Here is a 19,482-nt window from a genome sequence, read left to right on the forward strand (position 1 = left end):
TTTACCTCCTAATAATGCGCATGAAACGTATTATAACATAAGTTTTAGTATAAACAGCTAATAAAATACTATTCTGATAAGGCGAAATAGGGAGACAATAAAAATAGATATGGTTCTATAGAGAAGAACCATATCTATTTTTATGCTGATTTTTTTGTTTAATGACTGGAGTAGAACGGTTTAAAACACTATTTACGACCATTCCTAACATTATAATAATCATCCCAATCAGTGACAGACCGCTAGGGAATGAACCATTTAAGAAAATAATCTCACCAAGCACAGTGAAGACCATCGTTCCAGCTTGTGTTGCTTCAACAGCTCCAAGTAAAGCAAGATTGTTTTTTGCTAAGTCAGTAGCAAAGAAAAATGTCATCGTCGCAATAACTCCGGAACATAATGCTAACAAAAATCCTTGCATCATTTGACTTGATGATGGAATACCGGTAGTGGAAAATCCGTATATACCAAGTAGGATTGTAATAGGGAGACTTCCGATTGCCATTCCTAATACACGTTGGAATGTATCAAGACGCCCGCCAACAAGTTCCATCATTTTTCGGTTACCGAAGGGATATAAGAAAGCTGCTAAAACGACAGGTAAAAAACCAGAAATGAATTGAGTCATTGTAATATGACCCGCTTCAGTAGCTTGCATACAAAGTACACCAAGTAAAATAAATAAAGCGACGTATAAACTGCGTAGTGGAATTTTTCCACGCACAAGTTTTGTACCTGATTTTGTTTCTATTTTAATGAAGAATAATGGCGATAAAAGTAAACCTGCTAATATCGTAACTTGCCAAGTTCCAGCAACGAGCCAAGCTGGAGAAAAAACAGCTGCGAAACTTAATAAAGAATAGAAGCCGATGCCAGCGACCGAGCCCCACCCGATCCATACAAATGGATGTTTTTTTAATTCTGCCCATAAAGCTCCTAAGTTTTTGCGAAATAAAACGATAAGGAATAAAATAGGGAGAGCAAATAGAAAACGGAAGGAAGCAGTCCAAGCCCAGCTTGTTCCAGATACATTCATTGCTCTGTTAATAATAAAGGTTGCAGAAAAAAAGGCCGATGATAAAAGACCTAGTAATATTGCGCGCATGAAATATAACACTCCTTTTGGAAAAAATAATTATGTATAGTATAATATACTTTAATATAATAAAAGTAAACTTTTTTATACTTTAAGGTGGTTTTATAGATGAAAGAAAATGAAGATATGCAAACGAAAGAAGTAATTCAGCAAGTAGGTCAGCTATTAAGACAAATTCGAAATGAACAAAAATTAAGTTTAGAAGAATTAGCCCAAAAAACAGGGGTTAGTAAATTAACATTAGGGAAAATTGAGAGAGGCGAAACGAATCCAACGTTAGCTGTCATTTGGAAAATAACGAAAGGGTTATCGATTCCTTTATCGAGATTAATGGTTGTTGGAGAACCTGTAGCTGTTGCGCGCTGCGGAGAAGGATTTGCAGTAGATGTAGGACAAGCATGGCATTTAGAAACGATGTTCCGTTACACGAAAGAAACAGGGATGGAAATGCACCGTGCTTGTTTAAGAGCGAATAGTATATATGAACCGGAAGCTCATCATGAAGGAGCAATTGAGCTTGTAACAGTAATGAAAGGGAAAGTTTCTATTCAAGTTGAGAATGACGTATATGTGCTAAATGAGTTTGACTCCATTCAGTTTGAAGCTAATAAGAAACATAGTTATAAAAATGAAGAGGATGAAGTAGCGGTATTACATTTAACGATGAAATATTCTTCATGAAAAAATCCCCTATAGAAAAATCTATAGGGGATTTTTTATACGCTATGCTCAAATATATGAAAGAATGTTATTAGTAAGAGCGTGGCATAAGTAATAAACAAATAAAATAAACTAAAAACCCCGTCCCAAAACATAAAATAGCAATGACCCAAAGTATGCGAATGAGAGTAGAGCTAATATCAAAATATTCTCCTAAACCACCGCATATACCAAATAACATTTTATCAGTTTCGGATTTATATAACCTCTTCGACATATTATGATCCTCTCCTTTTTATATCACCGCTGTTATGTATGAGTGATACAGTGTACTTTTATTCTATATGGAAATTTATGAGAAGACCATTAGGTTATATTACATTTTTTTGTGAAAGGACAATACAGTGGATTAATTGTCTTAATTTTCAGTTGGTATTAAAATGAAAATGAGGGTGTGACGTATTTTCTAATATAAGGTGGGGAAATGGTAATGACATTATATTGGTTGACTAATGTAAAGCTTGAAACAGGTTATACATATGAAGAAGCGAAAATTTCACAAACGGAAACTGAGATATGCAGTCTTCTTATTGAAGATGGGCGAATTAAAAGAATTATATCGGGAATCGCCCAAGAGGAAGGAACGTTAACTTTTGATGCTAATCGTTTATTAGTTTTACCAGCTTTTGAAGAGATGCATATTCATATTGATAAAACATATTATAGTGGGCCTTGGAAAGCTTGTATGCCAGCAGAAAATATTTTTACACGTTTTAATGAAGAAAAAACGATTTTACCAAAGCAATTAGCAACTGCTCAAGACAGGGCGGAAAATATGCTAGAGTTATTGCTTCGAAATGGTGCAACAAATATTAGAACGCATTGTAATGTGGATCCGGTTATTGGACTTCGTAATTTAGAGGCAACGTTAGCGGCTTTAGGAACATATAAAGATCGGTTGTCTGGTAGAATAGTTGCATTTCCGCAACATGGATTATTGCGAAGTAATTCTATGCAACTTGTGAAAGATGCGATGCGTATGGGCGCACAATTAGTTGGCGGAGTGGACCCTGCTACAGTAGATAATGATATTGAAAAATCATTACATACGATTATGGACATTGCGGTAGAATTTAACGCGGATGTTGATATTCATTTGCATGATGCAAATAACCTTGGAACGTTTACAATGAAGAGATTGGCAAGTCTAACGGAAGAAGCAGGATGGCAAGGTCGTGTAACAATTAGTCATGCGCTTGGACTTGGTGGTGTTACTGATAAAGAAGCTGAAGAAGTGGCAGAAAGACTAGCAGCATTAAAGATTGATATCACTTCAACTGTTCCAATCGGTAAACAAGTAATCCCAATTCCATTATTAGATCGAAAAGGAGTTAAAGTTTCATTAGGAAATGATAGTATTACAGATCATTGGTCTCCGTTCGGCACAGGTGATATGCTTCAAAAGGCAAATCGATCGGCAGAACGATTTGGTTGGAGTGATGAAAGGTCTTTAGGGAAAGCTCTTCGTTTTATTACTGGAGGGAAAGAAACGTTAAATAATGAAGGGAAACGAGTGTGGCCGAATGTAGGGGATGAGGCAAGTTTTGTTTTAACGAATGCAACATGCTCCGCGGAAGCAGTGGCTCGTCAAACAGAGAAGCGTGTAGTTATGTATAAAGGGAATGTTGTTATAGGGGATTTAGATCAAGTGAAATCTGATAATCTTGTATAGAAGAATCGTTTAGATGTTTTGAGAAGGGTTCTAATTGTGAAAATAGAACCCTTCTTTTTTATTTAGTAGAAACAGGGAAGTACTATACTTCCTTATAAGGAAGCAAGAAGGGATGAAAAGTTTGGACAATCAACATAATCAAAATCATATTATGGGAACTTTGCAATGGTTTATTTTTTTATTAGCAAACTCAATCGCGCTACCAATTGTCGTTGGCGGATTATTTCATCTTACGACGGAAGAAGTATTTTATTTAATGCAGCGTACGTTTTTCGTAGTTGGTATATCTTCTTTTTTACAAGGATGGCTTGGACATAAGCTTCCGATTGCGGATGGACCAGCTGGATCTTGGGTTGGTGTATTTACCGTGCTTGCTTATGCAACTGTAGGGCAGGATCAATTACATAGTACATTGCAAATTTTAGAATTAGGAATGATGGTTGCGGGAGTTGTTTTAATAGGGCTAGGAGTAACGGGAGTTATCGGGCGTATTTTATTTTTATTTACGCCGCTCGTGACAGGGACGTTCTTACTTTTATTATGTTTACAATTAAGTGGTGTATTTTTAAAAGGAATGCTAGGAATTACAGCTACTGTTTCTCAAATTGATGGATTTACAGCATTAATTGCTTTTGGCATATTTTTATTCGTAGTCATACTCTCCAACTTCGGAAAAGGGTTTGTTAAAAGTTATGCGGTTTTAATAGGGTTAATTAGTGGCTGGATTATTTTTCTCATTGCAGGAAAAGTGACGATCCCATCTCAAGTAACTCATTTTGTGCAACTTCCACATATATTCGCGTGGGGAATTCCAAAATGGAATACAGGTATGGCTGTATCAAGTTTCGTTATGGTATGTATTTTAGTTTCAAATACAGTGGCAGCTATTATAGCAATTAATCAAGCTACCATTCATAAAGCGACTATTGAACAAAAACAGTTGAAGGATGGAACGTGGGTTGGAGGGATTTCACATATCATTTCCTCTGTATTTTCAACTGTAGGTGTCGTTCCGTTACCAGCAACGGCAGGGTTTATACGCTTAACAAAACAAAAATATATACGATCGTTCTTAATGGCATGTGCGTTACTAGTCGTAATGTCTCTTTTTCCAAGTATCATTCGTTACTTAGCGTCTTTACCATCCGCTGTCGCATCGGCCGTTTTAATGGCTTCGTTCGTACAGTTAATTGGAATTGGATTTAATAATATAAAACAAGTGCCAATGAGCGAAAGGAATGTAACGATTTTAGGAGTTGCTATATTATTTGGAAGTGGTGTTATGTTTTTACCGTCTGGAGCACTCCAATCCTTGCCGTCTGTGATGCAATATATATTCGGAAATGGTTTGTTCGTAGGTACAGTTGTCAGCATATTACTAGAACAAATATGGCGTACTGAAAAGTAAGTGGATAAAAAGAGTGTACGCACTGTATAAAAGTCTAAAATAACATAAGAAATAAAGCCCATTTTCATTCACCACCTGCACATTTCGTTCATACAATATCTTGACTAAATAAACACCCAACTTACACATATACAGCTCTGGCTTAAGCAAGGAGGGTTATACCAGTTGAAGGAAAAAGCGTATCAATCTAAACCGTTACTCACAAAGAGAGAAAGAGAAGTATTTGAATTACTGGTTCAAGATAAAACGACGAAGGAAATTGCAGGTGAACTGTTTATAAGTGAAAAAACAGTACGTAATCACATCTCAAATGCAATGCAAAAGCTAGGGGTTAAAGGACGTTCACAAGCAGTTGTTGAGCTTCTTCGTATGGGAGAGCTCGAACTATAAGAAAGCAGCCGACTTTTATACAAAAGGTCGGCTATTTTTTTGTTTGTTTCATGCTCCATATGAATGATAAGAATGTTTCATACATAAATAGGTAGTAAGGAGGGGATATGTTGAAAAGGGTATTATTAGTTTCAACAAGCGCTCATGATTTAAATGGACACCCGACTGGTTTGTGGCTGGAAGAGCTCGCAGCTCCTTATCATTTATTTAAAAAAGCTAAGTTCGATGTTGATATTGTGTCGATAAAAGGCGGGAGAGTACCAATTGATAGAGTGTCTATTCCGAATGGCATACCTCGTGAATTTAAGCAGGTCGCTTCTTTATTGCAAAATACGAGGGCGATTTCAACTGTTCATTCTTCAGAGTATGATGCGGTATTATTTGGTGGTGGGCACGGGGCGATTGTAGATTTTCCAGGTAATCCATATGTAGCAAATTTAATTGAGAATATGTACAATAATAACCGGATCGTAGCGGCTGTTTGTCACGGGGTAAGTTCTTTAGTTGGTGTGAAAAATAAAGATGGCTCGTTTTTTGTTGCCGGTAAGCGTATAACAGGTTATACAAACGATGAAGAAAAAGCTGTACATTTAGAAAATCGAGTTCCGTTTTTGCTAGAAAGTAAGTTGAAAGAAGAAGGGGCTTTATTTTATGTAGCACCTAATTTCACGCCGCATGTTGTAGTAGATGGGCGTTTGATTACAGGGCAGAATCCGCAGTCTAGTGTGGGAATAGGTAAGGCTATAAAAAGAGCTGTAAATAAATTATAGAAAAGGTGCCCGCTACTAACAAAGGTAGCGGGTACTTTTTATGTATAGCGTAGATTGAAATTGTAATAAACTAAAAAGACGTAATGAGTATAATAACTTCATTTATAAACATTCATGAATTTGCTATACTATTTTGTATGAACAAAAGGGGAGGCTCTTTTAAATGAGAAAAGTAGCGTGTGCAAATACTTATATTAATAAAATAAAGCCCGTTATTCGAAAGACGAGTTTTAGCCAATTAAAAATAGATGAAATTGCGAAATATATGGATATTAGTAAAGCTACTTTATATAAACGTTTTTCTTCGAAAGATGAGATTATTGAGGCAGTAGTAGAGGATTTTATAAACTATCTTCTTGAAGGAGATGCGGATAATCAAGATGAAAGTATGTCGTTTACAGAACGTTTCCAAAAGACGTTTATCCATTCTTTAAAATGTGTGACGTATATTTCGGATGTCTTTTTACAAGATTTGAAAGAAGCGTATCCGCATTTGTCGGATCAATTAGTCGCTGCACAACAAAATCGCAATCGTAATTTGCAAATGTTTTTTGAATCGGGTATGGAACAAGGTTACTTTAATAAAATGAATGCGCAACTATTTATGGTGCAAGATGATGTGATGTTAAGACGCATTATAGATCATACTTTTTGCATTCAGTACGATATTACGTTAAAGCAAGCGATACTTGATTTCTACAATTTGAAGAAATACCAACTGTTTAAACCGGAATTTTTAGATGTAGTTGATGATTCTGAAATTGAAAAAGAAATTATAGCTAATCTACAAATGATTTCGTAAAAAAAGCAGATTTCCCTTACTAGAGGGAAATCTGCTTTTTTAGTACATATTATTTTTGCAACTGTTTTAATACTAATTCAGCTACTGAACCACCTGAAGCAGGGTTTTGACCAGTAATTACACGATTATCTTCTACAGCGTAAGCTTCCCAAGGTTGCGCAGCTTTTTCGTAAAGTCCCCCATATTTAACGAGTTCATCTTCTGTTAAAAATGGAACGAATTGATCTAATTCAGCTAGTTTCTCTTCTTCATTTGAGAATCCTGTTACTTTTTTATCGTTAATTAAACGATCCCCGTTACTTAATGTGATATGGAATAAACCAGCAGCTCCGTGACAAACAGAGGAAACAATTCCGCCATTTTCATAAATGTTGCGGCTAATAGTTTGAAGTTCTTTGTTTTCTGGGAAGTCCCAAATAACTCCGTGACCACCCGCGTAATAAATAACAGCGTAGTCTTCCTGATTCACTTCACTCGGTTTCATTGTAGAACCGAGACGATTCATAAATTCTTTCTTTTGATACCATTCCCAATCAATGCTCTCCGCCATCGCTAAACTATGCGGATCAATCGGTGTATAGCCGCCTTGTGGACTGACATAATCTACTTCGTAACCAGCTTCTTCTACTTTTTTAACGAAATGGACAGCTTCACCAAGCCAAAGCCCGGTAGCTCTATTTAAATTTGGGTATTTTTCTACGCTCGTTAATACAACTAACATTTTTTTCTTCATCATAATCCTCCTGTAATGTTTCTTCTATATAAAAGTTCTTTATTTACTTAATTATATTAAGTTAGAAATTGCAAATTTGAATAACCATGTCAGTCCCCCTTATACCGGATTCGAAATTAGTGTATAACAATTTTTGGACAAAGTAAACTAAAAACACTAAATTAGTTTACTTTGTATATTTTTCGTTGACAAACTGTAATGCTGAAACTATGATAGTTCCATGAATATCGAACAACATAATGTTACGTTTCGAATTCAATTTGTCGCGCGATAAATTTATACATTTGATGAAGTTGTTTAGTAGTGATAGAGGAGCTAAACAACTTTATTTTTCATTTACAGTTACTACAATCAGAAGAGGTGTTACGCATGGGGAAAGATATAAGTAACCATTCAAAATGGTTTGTTTTCACATTATGTTTTATCGTTTTATTAGGACCGATGAATGCGGTTTTATTTAATGTAGCGTTAGAGGATATTGCTAATGATTTATCTATTAGTCAATCGAAAGTAAGTTGGGTTGTAGTAGGTTATTCCTTAGTTGTCGGTATTGGTTCGATGATATATGGGAAGTTGGCTGATCGTTATAGCGTAAAAAAACTATTGGTTATTTCAATTATCATATTTGTAGCGGGTTCTATTATTGGATTTATGAATCAATCTTATGCGATTACCATTCTTGCAAGATTAGTGCAGGCGAGTGGGGGCGCGGCGTTTATTGCGCTTAGTATGATTGCAGTGGCAAAATTAGTTGCTCCTGCTAAGAAGCCTGGTGCATTAGCGACGATTAGTTCTTCTATTGCATTAGCGATAGGCATTGGTCCTTTAGTTGGCGGGGCTATTACAAATACATTAGGGTGGCCATATTTATTTTTGTTTATGGTTATTTCAGTAGTGGGGATTTTCTTGCTTATAAAATTTATGCCAGAAGAAGCGCAGCATACGGATGAAGCGTTTCATTTTGATTACATTGGAGCGGCGTTATTATTTGCATTCATTACGACTGTTTTATTAGGTGTCAATATTAATAGTTGGCTATTTGTGTTATCGGTAGCTTTCTTATTTTTATTCACGGTTCGTATGAAGAACGCGGAGCATCCATTTATTGATATTGAGTTATTTTCGAACAAACCATTTCTTCGTTTAATAGCGGTCGGGTTTATAATTAATGTTGCGCTATGTGCTAGTTTGTTATTATTACCATTACTGTTAGGAAGAGGGCACGGATTGTCGCCATTCGTTATCGGAATTGCATTGTTTGTTGCATCACTCTTTGGTATTGTATCTAGTTTTATTACGGGAAAGATTGTCCCTTCGTTTGGAAATGTGAATATGATTTATGTAGCGTCCGTCATTATGATCGTTGGCTTTTTAATTTTAGGGCTTATTCCGAACGGGAACTTAATCATTATTTTAGTGGCGGTTATTTTAACATTTATGAGTTATTCAGCTATTCAAGTATCATTAAACACATTTATACCGAAAACATTACATCCAGCTAAAGTTGGAGTCGGTCTTGGTTTATATAATTTAATTAACTTTTTCGGTATGGCATTTGGGCCAGCTGTAGCGAGCAAAGTTATGGAATCTACAAATAGTTATCGTTTGAATTTTATTTTAATCATCATTTTAATTTCTGCTCATTTCTTCTTATTAATAGGAATGTCTTCTTTCCAAAAAAAGATGGAGCAATAAAGTGAAACTTTAATTAGTGGGGGGCATCCCCCACTAATTATTAGCCCCCATATAACTTCTTTGCTTTCGCTGAATTTTGAGGTGGGGGTCTTACTGTCCGGCAAAGAGCGGGGTAAATACGCAATTTATATAGAAGAAACCGACTTTCATATAGAAGATCGGTTATTTTTCTGTCTTGCAAATTATGAAAAAAAGGAGCAAAATAAAAAAGGTCCTGATCTATATAGGTACAAATGAAAATTTTTATACAGGGGCACTTTAAGTTAGCGAACTTAAAGTGTGTAAAATATACTGATAAACATAAAAGATGATGAATGAGAAAACGGGTGATTAAGTTGAATAGAGCGATCGGTGTTATTGATTCAGGAGTGGGCGGTTTAACAGTAGCGAAGGAATTAATTCGTCAGTTGCCGAAAGAGCGTATTATATATTTAGGGGATACAGCACGTTGCCCTTATGGTCCGCGTTCTCGTGAAGAAGTGCGTCAATTTACGTGGGAAATGACGGAGCATTTATTAGATTTAAATATCAAAATGTTAGTTATTGCGTGTAATACAGCAACTGCGGTTGTATTAGAAGAAATGCAGAAACAATTACCAATTCCAGTAGTTGGAGTTATTCATCCAGGATCACGTACAGCTTTAAAAGTGACAAATACGTATCATGTTGGGATTATTGGAACGATTGGAACAGTAAAAAGTGGCGCCTATGAAGAGGCGCTAAAGTCTATTAATAACCGTGTTATGGTAGAAAGTTTAGCGTGCCCACCTTTCGTTGAGCTTGTAGAGAGTGGGAATTTCGAAAGTGAAATGGCGTATGAAGTTGTAAGAGAAACATTGCAACCGTTGAAAAGTACTGACATTGATACGCTTATTCTAGGATGTACACATTATCCGATTTTAGGTCCTGTTATTAAAAAGGTAATGGGGGATCAAGTACAATTAATTAGTTCGGGTGATGAAACAGCGCGTGAGGTAAGCACGATTTTATACCATAGTAAGATGCTAAATGAGGGAGAAGAACAAAGTGATCATCTCTTCTTAACGACTGGTAAAATAGGCCTGTTTAAAGAAATTGCATCAAAGTGGTTCGGTCAGCCGATTGAAAATGTGAAGCATATCAATTTAGAAATAGAATAATAGTAGATTCATATAAGAGAACTCCTGAGAAATCAGGGGTTTTTTCTGTATAAGCAGCCATAGCTTGTTCTAAAACATGAAACAGCTCGTATACATAATAGTACAAACTTAGATTTTAGGGGGGAATGGCATGCCTAAATCCACTTTTAAATGGGTTGTTGGTGCTACTGTGAGTGCGATTTTATTATCAGGGTGTGGCTTGTTAAATCAAGAGAAAGCGACAGAACAAATTGATCCGCCAAAAAAAGTTACGTATACAGAAGGTGAAAAGAAAGAAACTGCTAAAAAAGATAAACAAGGGCAAACAGTAAATAGAGAGTTATACCTCGTTGATAAAAATGGATATGTCGTACCGCAAACTATTGCAATGCCTACTCCGAAAGCGAATGAAGTTGTCCAGCAAACGTTAGAGTATCTTGTGAAAGATGGACCAGTTACAAATTTATTGCCAAATGGATTTCGAGCAGTCCTTCCAGCGAATACGACGATGACCTTGAATTTGAAAAAAGGCGGGACAGCAGTAATTGATTTCTCTAAAGAAATGAAAAATTATTCAAAAGAAGAAGAACGTCAAATTGTTGAATCAGTAGCGTGGACTTTGACTCAATTTACAGAAATAAAACAAGTGCAGTTCCAAATAAATGGTGAAAAGTTAGCGAAGATGCCTGTTGCGGGTACACCGCTTGGTGAAGGTGTAAGTCGTGCGAATGGAATTAACTTTGATGATGAACAAGTAGCAGATGTGACGCATACAAAACCGGTTACACTTTACTTTATGGCGCAAAATAATAATAAGCAGCAATATTACGTACCAGTAACAAGGCGCGTTGCAGAAGGAAAAGAAAATGATTACTCGGCAATTGTGGATGAGCTTGTAAAAGGTCCGATTCAAGGATCGCTACTAAATGATTTTAATCCAGGAGCTAAGCTTATTACGAATCCAAAAGTGGAGAACGGAAATATTACATTAAACTTTAATGAAAATATATTTGTGAACCCAGACAAAAACATGATTTCAAATTATGTGTTGAAATCGTTAGTCTTATCTTTAACGGAAAAACAAGGTGTGAAAAATGTTTCTATTGAAGTGAATGGGAAAGCAAATCTTATGGATGAGAAAGGTGAAAAGTTAATAAAACCTGTTGATCGTCCACAAAACGTGAATACAGGTAGTTTTTAATCGCGAATAATTTGATATACTTATGTAAGAAAGGGGAATTGCTTTTTGAGTTCCCCTTCTTTTATTGTTATACATAGCGTACATTTAAATTTGGCTATACTAATGAGAGTATTTATGAGGGGGTTATTTTTATGCGAGTAGATGGTAGAGGAAAAGCAGAGCTACGCCATATACATATTCATACAAATTATTTAAAACATCCAGAGGGATCAGTACTAATTGAAGTTGGAGATACAAAGGTAATTTGTTCAGCGACAATTGAAGAGCGTGTACCGCCGTTTATGCGCGGAGAAGGAAAAGGCTGGGTAACAGCAGAATACTCAATGATTCCACGTGCGACAGAGCAACGTACAATCAGAGAGTCAAGTAAAGGGAAAGTAACAGGGCGCACAATGGAAATCCAGCGTTTAATTGGACGAGCATTACGTGCGGTTGTTGATTTAGAAGCGCTTGGCGAAAGAACGGTTTGGATTGACTGTGATGTAATTCAAGCGGATGGCGGAACGAGAACAGCTTCTATTACAGGTGCTTATGTAGCGATGGTATTAGCTTTTGAAAAATTATTGCAAGCAGAAAAAGTATCTAAAATTCCGGTGAAAGATTATTTAGCGGCAACGTCAGTAGGTGTTGTTGAAGAACAAGGTGTTGTTTTAGATTTAAATTATGCTGAAGATTCTAAAGCAGACGTTGATATGAACGTTATTATGACTGGAAAAGGTCAGTTTGTTGAAGTGCAAGGAACTGGAGAAGAAGCGACGTTTAGCAGAGCTGAATTAAATGAATTACTTGATGCTGCTGAACAAGGGATTTTCCAACTTGTTGAAAAGCAAAAAGAAGCGTTAGGTGACATCGTATCTCATATAGAGTAGAGGTGGAAAATATGAAGCAAGTTGTTGTAGCGACGAAAAATCTTGGGAAAGTACGTGAGTTTGCTGAGTTATTTGAGAGATTTGACTTAGAAGTGAAATCTTTACACGATTTTCCTCATATTGAAGAAGTCGAAGAAACTGGTGAAACATTTGAAGAAAATGCAATTTTAAAGGCGGACAGTCTTAGTAGACAGTTGAATTCCATCGTAATTGCGGATGACTCTGGTCTTATTGTAGATGCCTTAAACGGGAAACCAGGTGTGTATTCAGCTCGTTTTGCTGGAGAGCCGAAAGATGATCAGGCGAATATAGATAAGGTGTTACAAGGGTTAACTGACGTCGATTTAGAAAAACGTACAGCTCGTTTTTACTGTGCGCTAGCAGTTGCTTTCCCTGAAGCAGATAAAGAGCCGGTTATTGTAAACGGAACGTGCGAAGGGAAAATTCTAGAACAGCGCCGCGGGGAAAATGGTTTCGGATACGATCCGATTTTTTATGTAGAAGAATATAAAAAAGCGATGGCTGAGCTAAATTCGGATGAGAAAAATGCGATTAGTCACCGCGGACGCGCTCTTCGTAAATTAGAAGAAAAAATCCCAGAATGGTTTTTAGAAGAATAAGGGAGAGAGATTGATGAAAGCTTTAATCGTGAGCGATAGTCATAGCTCTGTGAAGGAATTACAGCAGTTAAAAGAGAATTATGAAGGGAAAGTAGATGTCATGATTCATTGTGGTGATTCAGAGCTAACGCCTGCTCACGAAGAGCTACAAGGTTTCCAAGTTGTAAAAGGGAATTGTGATTATGCTAACTTTCAAGATGAAATTGTAACTGATGTAGATGGAATTCGTTTCTTAGTTGTACACGGTCATCGTCATAATGTGAAAATGACGTTACAAACGTTAGCGTATCATGCAGCAGAAGTAGGAGCGCAAGTAGCATGCTTTGGACATTCTCATATATTAGGGGCAGAATTAATTGATGGGATTTTATTTATTAATCCAGGAAGTATTTTGCTCCCACGCTCTCGTGTGGAAAAAACATTCGCTTTATTAGAAATGGATGAAAATCATATAGAAGTTCGTTTTGAAACATTAGATGGACAGCTGGTGGAACAAGCAATTTTTAAAAGAGGATAAGAAAAATTATCCTCTTTTAAAAAAGTGTTGACTTTATAAGTGGTTATGAATATAATAAATATTGTCGATAGGGCAACGGCGCTAACGAAGAAAAATTAAATAACATATGCGGGTGTAGTTTAGTGGTAAAACAAGAGCCTTCCAAGCTCTGGTCGAGAGTTCGATTCTCTTCACCCGCTCCATGTCCCAGTAGCTCAGCCGGATAGAGCATACGCCTTCTAAGCGTACGGTCGGGAGTTCGAATCTCTCCTGGGACGCTAATAAAACCTTGTTATCTTTTGATAACAAGGTTTTTTGTTTGTTTTAAATTAGTTATTAATAAATTTTTCAAAGACAAAACCGTAATCTTTCACGTTATATTGCTTTTTCGTATCAACGAGCCAGTTAAAGGCGATCTCGTTCATCTCTTTAAACTGTTCTGCTAAATTTACTTGTGCATTTGAAATACGGCTGAAAGCGTTAGATGCCATATCTAAACTTTTATGTGCATACTGCAATGTAATGTCGTTGTCGTATGAAATTTCTTCGATTTTAAGAAGAGCCTTATATAAATCTTTTAATTCTTCAATATGTTTTTTATGAACATCAATTGAGTAATGCTCATCCCCCATTTGAAATTTAATTTCTACATCTAAATCAATCGTTCCTGCAGTTTCAAGTGCTACGTTTTTAATTTGATATTTACTATAGCTAAAGCGGCGTAATGTACGTTTTTTACTTGTAGCACTTGTACCATCTAGGTGAATTAATCCTTTGTTTGTAAAGCAATATTCATCCGATTTTGATTTAATAAGAAAGTAAATTTTCTCCCCATCTTCATGCATTACGTAATCATCAGCATCGACCTTATCGTAATCTTTTGGTGTGATAACGGAACCTACATCGCTTAATCCTAAAACGTCAGCTGCCATTTTTTTGAACATATATAATCCCCCTTGTAAATTAAATTCTTAATTGTACAAAAATATATTAACATGATTTTAAACTTATTTTTGAAATCTTACAACTCTGTAAGGTAAGTGTAAGGAAGTTCGATGGTAACAAATTACTAATCTTATATAATGAAGATAACAACGATAAATGAGGAGGAAGAGATGATGAAAGGATTAATCGTAACGGGTTTAACAGTAGCTTTTGGGTTTGTGGCGTATGAAAAGTTAACATATGTAATTGATGTTGTAAAACATTTAGTAGCGTAGAAAAAACTGCCATGAGAGGGAAAGGGAATGAGTGAATGAATGGAATGGTTATTTGGAATTATAGGTACTTGTAGTGTAGTTTTATTGTTCTTTGTCCCGAGTGGTATACTTAGTTCGACAACGAGTTTGTTCTTTTTAAGTTTGTTTGCTTGTACGATGCTTATTATTATGTTTTTAATGAAGCGAAGTAAACTAATCTTCTATTTTAGCATGATTGTTATGGCAATTATTGTTCTCCAAATTATTACCCTTGTTATATACCCCACAATTATAAAAGCTTTCCATTAATGATGAACCCTCTGCCGTCTGTTGCTGAGGGTTTTTGTTTGTGAAAAATGAATTTCATTTAGAAGTTTGTTGCTTTTTCGTTATGAAAATAGAATATTCCTATATTTCAAATAAATAATTTTGGAATGTTGTGTTCTCATTACGCATTTGATATATTTACTTTGAAGATCATTAAAATCTAGAAAAAGAGGCGGACGTATGGATAAAAAAGAAAATACGGTCGTATTGTTTCCGCAACTATCAGAACGCTATATTGATAAAGGTTTTTTAGCGTTGAAAGAGCGGGAATTCGAAGATGCATTGCGCTGCTTTGAAATATTACGTCAGTATAATGCAGAAACGGAACAAACAGAATTAGCTTCCGTTATTTGTTTGCTAGAATTAAAACGTATGGAAGATGCGAAAGAAAAATGTGAGCAGTTACTTGAAACAGGAGCTGTATTATTTGGTGATATTCTTGAAACGTATGTAACTATTTTAGTTCAAACAAATGATTATGAAGGTGTCATTGAAACTGTTGAGGAAGTTTTGCAAACGAAAGATATAATTCCTGAGCAAAAGGAAAAATTGGCGCAGCTTGCTTTGTTTGCACAAGGGATGCTGAATGAAGAAGATATACCGCTAGTGGAGTCGAATTTTGAATTAGAAGAATTTACCGATGGGCTTTTTGGAGAAAACTTTGGTCAAAAGCTAAGAGTGATCCAGAAACTTTCGTTAAAAGACCTGGATCTCGCACTTCCTACTTTAAAGAAATTTTTAATAGACGAAGATCAGCACCCTTATTTAAAAACTTCTATTTTGTATAAAATGGTAGAAAATCAAATAGAAGAAGAGATAGAAGTAGAGAAGTTTGGAAATACGATAAAGGTGATTCCAGCATTTACAGGTCATAATGAGGAGCAATCCGATAAAATTATACATAAATTCTCAAACCGATTAGAGCAAAATTATCCAGATATATTTAGTACGATGGTTACATACTGGAAAGAATTACAAATTAGCATTTTTCCGTTCCCTCTATTAATGGATAAAGTAGAAATTTGGGCTGCTGTCTTAGAGAGAATTGGAAGAAAGCGTTTCGGATTGGCTATTGATGAAGAAGAACTTATGACAGCATACAATATTGAGTTTGAGGAATTTCATATTGCCTATCAATGGTTACTGTGCATTGAAAGAGAAGGTTATTTGCCCGTATAATTATGAAAAAGAATCGTTCAGTTATTGAAACGAGCACATTCTATGTTATAATGTAAGGGTTGCAAAAGGCAGAAATCTGCCTGTTTGTAAGAGAAGAGGAGTATAATTCTCTTACTTAATATGTTTCATATTAGTCTCGAACAAAATATACCGTAGTTGTCTTTTAGACAATTAGTAGATTGGAACATTGTATCTGAAAGCTTTTTGCTAGAGGGTTATTTGTACATTTGTTATTTCAAGAAAGAGATAATAAAAATTTTGATCTATAGAGGTATGTGCATACATTATTATAGTTGGAGGGAAAGAATAAATGTCTACAAAATGGGAAAAATTAGAAGGTAACGTTGGCGTTTTAACAATCGAAGTTGATGCTAAAGAAGTAAATAACTCTATCGACGCTGCATTCAAAAAAGTAGTAAAAACAATTAATGTACCAGGTTTCCGTAAAGGAAAAATGCCTCGTCCATTATTCGAACAACGCTTTGGTATTGAATCTTTATACCAAGATGCTTTAGATATCATCTTACCAAAAGCATACGGTGAAGCAATCGATGAAGCTGGTATCTTCCCAGTTGCTCATCCTGAGATTGACATCGAGAAATTCGAAAAAGGCCAAAACTTAATTTTCACTGCAAAAGTTACTGTAAAACCTGAAGTTAAATTAGGTGATTACAAAGGTTTAGCAGTAGAAAAAGTTGAAACAACTGTAACTGACGAGGATGTAGAGAACGAAGTAAAAGCTTTACAAGAGCGTCAAGCTGAACTAGTTGTTAAAGAAGACGGAACTGCTGCAGATGGTGATACAGCTGTAATCGACTTCGAAGGTTTCGTTGATGGCGAAGCATTTGAAGGCGGAAAAGGCGAAAACTATTCTCTTGCAATCGGTTCTGGTACTTTCATCCCAGGTTTCGAAGAGCAAGTAATTGGTCTTAAATCTGGTGATTCTAAAGAAGTTGAAGTATCATTCCCAGAAGAGTACCATGCTGCTGAATTAGCTGGTAAACCAGCAACATTCAAAGTAACAATTCACGAAATCAAAACAAAAGAACTTCCTGAGTTAAACGACGAGTTCGCTAAAGATGCTGACGAAGAAGTTGCAACTCTTGATGAATTAAAAACAAAACTTCGTACAAACTTAGAAGAAGGCAAAAAGCACGAAGCTGAGCACAAAGTACGTGACGAAGTAGTAGAATTAGCTGCTGCTAACGCTGAAATCGACATTCCAGAAGCTATGATCGACACTGAGTTAGATCGTATGGTTCGTGAATTCGAGCAACGTTTAAGCCAACAAGGTATGAACCTTGAGCTTTACTACCAATTCACAGGTACTGACGCTGACAAATTAAAAGAGCAAATGAAAGAGGACGCACAAAAACGTGTAAGAATCAATCTTGTTCTTGAAGCTATCATTGAAGCTGAAAACATCGAAGTTACTGAAGAAGAAGTAACTGCAGAAGTTGAAAAAATGGCTGAAATGTACGGTATGCCAGTAGACGCTATCAAGCAAGCTCTTGGAAGCGTAGACGCTTTATCTGAAGACCTTAAAGTGCGTAAAGCTGTAGACTTCTTAGTAGACAACGCTGCATAATAAAATAACAAGGCGCGATTTTAATCGTGCCTTGTTTTATAAATATAGAAATATATTTATAAAACTTTTCGATGAAGAAGGAAAAGTGCCTTTGTAAGTCGAATATACATATTTCAAAAGTTTTAAAATTTTTTTATTTGTACATAACTAGTCATATTATTTGTATTTCTCGCTACGTAGTGACATAATATGTATTTACATACGATACATTTATCGTGTACATACGAAGGCAAGAGGTTAGCACTTTGTAAGGGGTGTGAAAATATGTTTAAATTTAATGATGAAAAAGGTCAATTAAAATGTTCTTTCTGTGGTAAAACACAAACGCAAGTTCGAAAGTTAGTTGCAGGTCCAGGTGTTTACATTTGTGACGAGTGTATCGAGCTTTGTACTGAAATTGTACAAGAGGAGCTTGCGAAGGACGAAGAAGTAGAATTCAAAGATGTACCGAAACCGGTAGAAATTCGTGAAATCTTAGATGAGTATGTCATCGGACAAGATAACGCGAAAAAAGCACTAGCGGTAGCGGTATATAACCATTACAAACGCATTAATTCTAACAGCAAAATTGATGATGTAGAATTAGCGAAGAGTAATATTTCACTTATTGGGCCAACTGGTAGTGGTAAAACATTATTGGCACAAACATTAGCGCGTATTTTAAATGTTCCATTTGCAATCGCGGACGCAACATCTTTAACAGAAGCTGGATACGTTGGGGAAGATGTAGAAAACATCTTACTAAAACTAATTCAAGCGGCTGATTACGATGTAGAAAAAGCGGAAAAAGGAATTATTTATATTGATGAGATTGATAAAGTGGCACGTAAGTCCGAAAATCCATCAATTACACGTGATGTATCTGGTGAAGGTGTACAGCAGGCACTTCTGAAAATTTTAGAAGGTACTGTAGCGAGCGTTCCACCTCAAGGTGGTCGTAAGCACCCGCATCAAGAGTTTATTCAAATTGATACAACGAACATCCTATTCATTTGTGGTGGAGCGTTTGATGGCATCGAGCCTATTATTAAACGTCGCCTTGGTGAGAAAGTAATTGGATTTGGTGCTGAGAAGAAAAATGCTGATGTAAATGAGAAGCATGTTTTATCTCACGTTTTACCAGAGGATCTTTTAAGATTCGGTTTAATTCCGGAGTTTATCGGTCGTCTTCCAGTTATTGCGAACCTAGAGCCGCTTGATGAAGATGCTCTTGTAGATATTTTAACTAAACCGAAAAATGCACTTGTTAAGCAATTCCAAAAATTATTGGAGCTTGACGATGTTGAGTTAGAGTTTGAAGAAGGTGCACTAGTTGAGATTGCGAAAAAAGCAATTGAACGTAAAACAGGTGCTCGTGGACTTCGTTCTATTATTGAAGGCTTGATGCTTGATGTAATGTTCGAACTTCCATCTCGCAAAGATATCGAGAAGTGTATTCTTACGAAAGAAACAGTAGCTGATAATGAACCGCCGAAATTGGTGTTACAAGACGGTACTGTACTTGATACAAAAACATCTGCATAATGCGAAGAAGAAACAGCAATTTTTATAATTGCTGTTTTTCTTTATGTTTAGCACTATTCCTCCCAGGAAATACTA

Annotated in this window: 20 protein-coding genes and 2 tRNA genes; 18 read left to right on the forward strand and 4 right to left on the reverse strand. The window is 36.0% G+C overall.

Going from position 1 to position 19,482, the window contains the following annotated elements; all coding sequences use genetic code 11:
• Nucleotides 1–115: 115 nt before the first annotated feature.
• A complete protein-coding gene (locus B5P42_RS10180; protein ID WP_113734152.1) occupies nucleotides 116–1,105 on the reverse strand; it encodes a DMT family transporter in 990 nt (329 codons plus the stop codon).
• Nucleotides 1,106–1,204: 99 nt separating this feature from the next.
• Between B5P42_RS10180 and B5P42_RS10185 the strand changes: the two genes are divergently transcribed.
• Nucleotides 1,205–1,777, forward strand: coding sequence for a helix-turn-helix domain-containing protein (locus tag B5P42_RS10185; protein WP_002034214.1), 573 nt, complete (start codon nucleotides 1,205–1,207; stop codon nucleotides 1,775–1,777).
• A gap of 70 nt (nucleotides 1,778–1,847) precedes the next feature.
• Here the strand turns inward: B5P42_RS10185 and B5P42_RS10190 are convergent, their stop codons facing one another.
• Complete coding sequence (locus B5P42_RS10190; RefSeq protein ID WP_002129290.1) at nucleotides 1,848–2,033, reverse strand: PspC domain-containing protein; 186 nt, start codon at nucleotides 2,031–2,033, stop codon at nucleotides 1,848–1,850.
• A gap of 213 nt (nucleotides 2,034–2,246) precedes the next feature.
• On the opposite strand from B5P42_RS10190, the gene B5P42_RS10195 reads away from it, so the two are divergent.
• From B5P42_RS10195 to B5P42_RS10215, 5 genes are all read left to right on the forward strand, one after another.
• Entirely contained in the window at nucleotides 2,247–3,488 is a 1,242-nt protein-coding gene (locus B5P42_RS10195) for an amidohydrolase family protein (protein WP_113734153.1), read from the forward strand.
• 112 nt (nucleotides 3,489–3,600) lie between these two features.
• Complete coding sequence (locus B5P42_RS10200; RefSeq protein WP_113734154.1) at nucleotides 3,601–4,896, forward strand: purine/pyrimidine permease; 1,296 nt, start codon at nucleotides 3,601–3,603, stop codon at nucleotides 4,894–4,896.
• 165 nt (nucleotides 4,897–5,061) lie between these two features.
• Nucleotides 5,062–5,286: a spore germination transcription factor GerE gene (gerE, locus tag B5P42_RS10205; protein WP_000659484.1), complete on the forward strand. Its 225-nt coding sequence runs from the start codon at nucleotides 5,062–5,064 to the stop codon at nucleotides 5,284–5,286.
• Between the two features lie 107 nt (nucleotides 5,287–5,393).
• Nucleotides 5,394–6,056 carry a type 1 glutamine amidotransferase domain-containing protein gene (locus B5P42_RS10210; protein WP_044442350.1) on the forward strand — a complete coding sequence of 221 codons (663 nt, stop codon included), beginning with the start codon at nucleotides 5,394–5,396 and terminating at the stop codon, nucleotides 6,054–6,056.
• Nucleotides 6,057–6,219: 163 nt separating this feature from the next.
• Entirely contained in the window at nucleotides 6,220–6,858 is a 639-nt protein-coding gene (locus B5P42_RS10215; protein ID WP_001233017.1) for a TetR/AcrR family transcriptional regulator, read from the forward strand.
• A gap of 49 nt (nucleotides 6,859–6,907) precedes the next feature.
• On the opposite strand, the gene B5P42_RS10220 is transcribed toward B5P42_RS10215, so the two are convergent.
• Nucleotides 6,908–7,591, reverse strand: coding sequence for a type 1 glutamine amidotransferase domain-containing protein (locus B5P42_RS10220; RefSeq protein ID WP_113734155.1), 684 nt, complete (start codon nucleotides 7,589–7,591; stop codon nucleotides 6,908–6,910).
• 369 nt (nucleotides 7,592–7,960) lie between these two features.
• Between B5P42_RS10220 and B5P42_RS10225 the strand changes: the two genes are divergently transcribed.
• The 8 genes from B5P42_RS10225 to B5P42_RS10260 all read left to right on the forward strand — a co-directional run bounded on the left by B5P42_RS10225 (nucleotide 7,961) and on the right by B5P42_RS10260 (nucleotide 13,868).
• Nucleotides 7,961–9,286, forward strand: a complete 1,326-nt coding sequence (locus tag B5P42_RS10225; protein ID WP_113734156.1) for an MFS transporter — start codon at nucleotides 7,961–7,963, stop codon at nucleotides 9,284–9,286.
• Between the two features lie 314 nt (nucleotides 9,287–9,600).
• A complete protein-coding gene (gene racE / locus B5P42_RS10230) occupies nucleotides 9,601–10,425 on the forward strand; it encodes a glutamate racemase (protein WP_048517140.1) in 825 nt (274 codons plus the stop codon).
• Between the two features lie 130 nt (nucleotides 10,426–10,555).
• Nucleotides 10,556–11,605: a GerMN domain-containing protein gene (locus B5P42_RS10235; protein ID WP_002015339.1), complete on the forward strand. Its 1,050-nt coding sequence runs from the start codon at nucleotides 10,556–10,558 to the stop codon at nucleotides 11,603–11,605.
• Nucleotides 11,606–11,736: 131 nt separating this feature from the next.
• The gene (gene rph, locus B5P42_RS10240) at nucleotides 11,737–12,474 is read left to right on the forward strand and encodes a ribonuclease PH (protein WP_002015340.1); all 738 of its coding nucleotides are present in this window, start codon (nucleotides 11,737–11,739) and stop codon (nucleotides 12,472–12,474) included.
• A gap of 11 nt (nucleotides 12,475–12,485) precedes the next feature.
• Entirely contained in the window at nucleotides 12,486–13,094 is a 609-nt protein-coding gene (locus tag B5P42_RS10245; protein ID WP_113734157.1) for an XTP/dITP diphosphatase, read from the forward strand.
• A 13-nt stretch (nucleotides 13,095–13,107) separates the two neighbouring features.
• Nucleotides 13,108–13,611 (forward strand): metallophosphoesterase, encoded by a 504-nt coding sequence (locus tag B5P42_RS10250; RefSeq protein WP_113734158.1) that lies wholly within the window; start codon nucleotides 13,108–13,110, stop codon nucleotides 13,609–13,611.
• A gap of 108 nt (nucleotides 13,612–13,719) precedes the next feature.
• Nucleotides 13,720–13,793, forward strand: a tRNA-Gly gene (locus B5P42_RS10255).
• A gap of 1 nt (nucleotide 13,794) precedes the next feature.
• Nucleotides 13,795–13,868 (forward strand) — tRNA-Arg (locus tag B5P42_RS10260).
• Between the two features lie 51 nt (nucleotides 13,869–13,919).
• On the opposite strand, the gene B5P42_RS10265 is transcribed toward B5P42_RS10260, so the two are convergent.
• Nucleotides 13,920–14,534 carry a PH domain-containing protein gene (locus tag B5P42_RS10265; protein ID WP_000473869.1) on the reverse strand — a complete coding sequence of 205 codons (615 nt, stop codon included), beginning with the start codon at nucleotides 14,532–14,534 and terminating at the stop codon, nucleotides 13,920–13,922.
• Nucleotides 14,535–14,849: 315 nt separating this feature from the next.
• Here B5P42_RS10265 and B5P42_RS10270 point away from each other — a divergent pair, with 315 nt between their 5' ends.
• From B5P42_RS10270 to clpX, 4 genes are all read left to right on the forward strand, one after another.
• Entirely contained in the window at nucleotides 14,850–15,098 is a 249-nt protein-coding gene (locus B5P42_RS10270) for a hypothetical protein (protein WP_081110174.1), read from the forward strand.
• Nucleotides 15,099–15,296: 198 nt separating this feature from the next.
• On the forward strand, nucleotides 15,297–16,295 hold the full coding sequence (locus B5P42_RS10275; RefSeq protein WP_113734159.1) for a hypothetical protein: 999 nt from the start codon (nucleotides 15,297–15,299) through the stop codon (nucleotides 16,293–16,295).
• A gap of 310 nt (nucleotides 16,296–16,605) precedes the next feature.
• On the forward strand, nucleotides 16,606–17,883 hold the full coding sequence (tig, locus tag B5P42_RS10280; RefSeq protein ID WP_002015345.1) for a trigger factor: 1,278 nt from the start codon (nucleotides 16,606–16,608) through the stop codon (nucleotides 17,881–17,883).
• Between the two features lie 264 nt (nucleotides 17,884–18,147).
• Nucleotides 18,148–19,407 carry an ATP-dependent protease ATP-binding subunit ClpX gene (clpX, locus tag B5P42_RS10285; protein ID WP_000472285.1) on the forward strand — a complete coding sequence of 420 codons (1,260 nt, stop codon included), beginning with the start codon at nucleotides 18,148–18,150 and terminating at the stop codon, nucleotides 19,405–19,407.
• The last annotated feature ends 75 nt before the right edge of the window (nucleotides 19,408–19,482 follow it).

The organism is Bacillus sp. SRB_331, assembly GCF_003264175.1.
Classification (GTDB): Bacteria; Bacillota; Bacilli; order Bacillales; family Bacillaceae_G; genus Bacillus_A; species Bacillus_A mycoides.

What these genes read in the sequence shown, in the direction of transcription:
- B5P42_RS10180 (WP_113734152.1), bottom strand. Translation starts at nt 1,105, where the DNA reads ATGCGCGCAATATTACTAGGTCTTTTATCATCGGCCTTTTTTTCTGCA.
- B5P42_RS10185 (WP_002034214.1), top strand. Translation starts at nt 1,205, where the DNA reads ATGAAAGAAAATGAAGATATGCAAACGAAAGAAGTAATTCAGCAAGTA.
- B5P42_RS10190 (WP_002129290.1), bottom strand. Translation starts at nt 2,033, where the DNA reads ATGTCGAAGAGGTTATATAAATCCGAAACTGATAAAATGTTATTTGGT.
- B5P42_RS10195 (WP_113734153.1), top strand. Translation starts at nt 2,247, where the DNA reads ATGACATTATATTGGTTGACTAATGTAAAGCTTGAAACAGGTTATACA.
- B5P42_RS10200 (WP_113734154.1), top strand. Translation starts at nt 3,601, where the DNA reads ATGAAAAGTTTGGACAATCAACATAATCAAAATCATATTATGGGAACT.
- B5P42_RS10210 (WP_044442350.1), top strand. Translation starts at nt 5,394, where the DNA reads ATGTTGAAAAGGGTATTATTAGTTTCAACAAGCGCTCATGATTTAAAT.
- B5P42_RS10215 (WP_001233017.1), top strand. Translation starts at nt 6,220, where the DNA reads ATGAGAAAAGTAGCGTGTGCAAATACTTATATTAATAAAATAAAGCCC.
- B5P42_RS10220 (WP_113734155.1), bottom strand. Translation starts at nt 7,591, where the DNA reads ATGAAGAAAAAAATGTTAGTTGTATTAACGAGCGTAGAAAAATACCCA.
- B5P42_RS10225 (WP_113734156.1), top strand. Translation starts at nt 7,961, where the DNA reads ATGGGGAAAGATATAAGTAACCATTCAAAATGGTTTGTTTTCACATTA.
- racE (WP_048517140.1), top strand. Translation starts at nt 9,601, where the DNA reads ATGAGAAAACGGGTGATTAAGTTGAATAGAGCGATCGGTGTTATTGAT.
- B5P42_RS10235 (WP_002015339.1), top strand. Translation starts at nt 10,556, where the DNA reads ATGCCTAAATCCACTTTTAAATGGGTTGTTGGTGCTACTGTGAGTGCG.
- rph (WP_002015340.1), top strand. Translation starts at nt 11,737, where the DNA reads ATGCGAGTAGATGGTAGAGGAAAAGCAGAGCTACGCCATATACATATT.
- B5P42_RS10245 (WP_113734157.1), top strand. Translation starts at nt 12,486, where the DNA reads ATGAAGCAAGTTGTTGTAGCGACGAAAAATCTTGGGAAAGTACGTGAG.
- B5P42_RS10250 (WP_113734158.1), top strand. Translation starts at nt 13,108, where the DNA reads ATGAAAGCTTTAATCGTGAGCGATAGTCATAGCTCTGTGAAGGAATTA.
- B5P42_RS10265 (WP_000473869.1), bottom strand. Translation starts at nt 14,534, where the DNA reads ATGTTCAAAAAAATGGCAGCTGACGTTTTAGGATTAAGCGATGTAGGT.
- B5P42_RS10270 (WP_081110174.1), top strand. Translation starts at nt 14,850, where the DNA reads ATGGAATGGTTATTTGGAATTATAGGTACTTGTAGTGTAGTTTTATTG.
- B5P42_RS10275 (WP_113734159.1), top strand. Translation starts at nt 15,297, where the DNA reads ATGGATAAAAAAGAAAATACGGTCGTATTGTTTCCGCAACTATCAGAA.
- tig (WP_002015345.1), top strand. Translation starts at nt 16,606, where the DNA reads ATGTCTACAAAATGGGAAAAATTAGAAGGTAACGTTGGCGTTTTAACA.
- clpX (WP_000472285.1), top strand. Translation starts at nt 18,148, where the DNA reads ATGTTTAAATTTAATGATGAAAAAGGTCAATTAAAATGTTCTTTCTGT.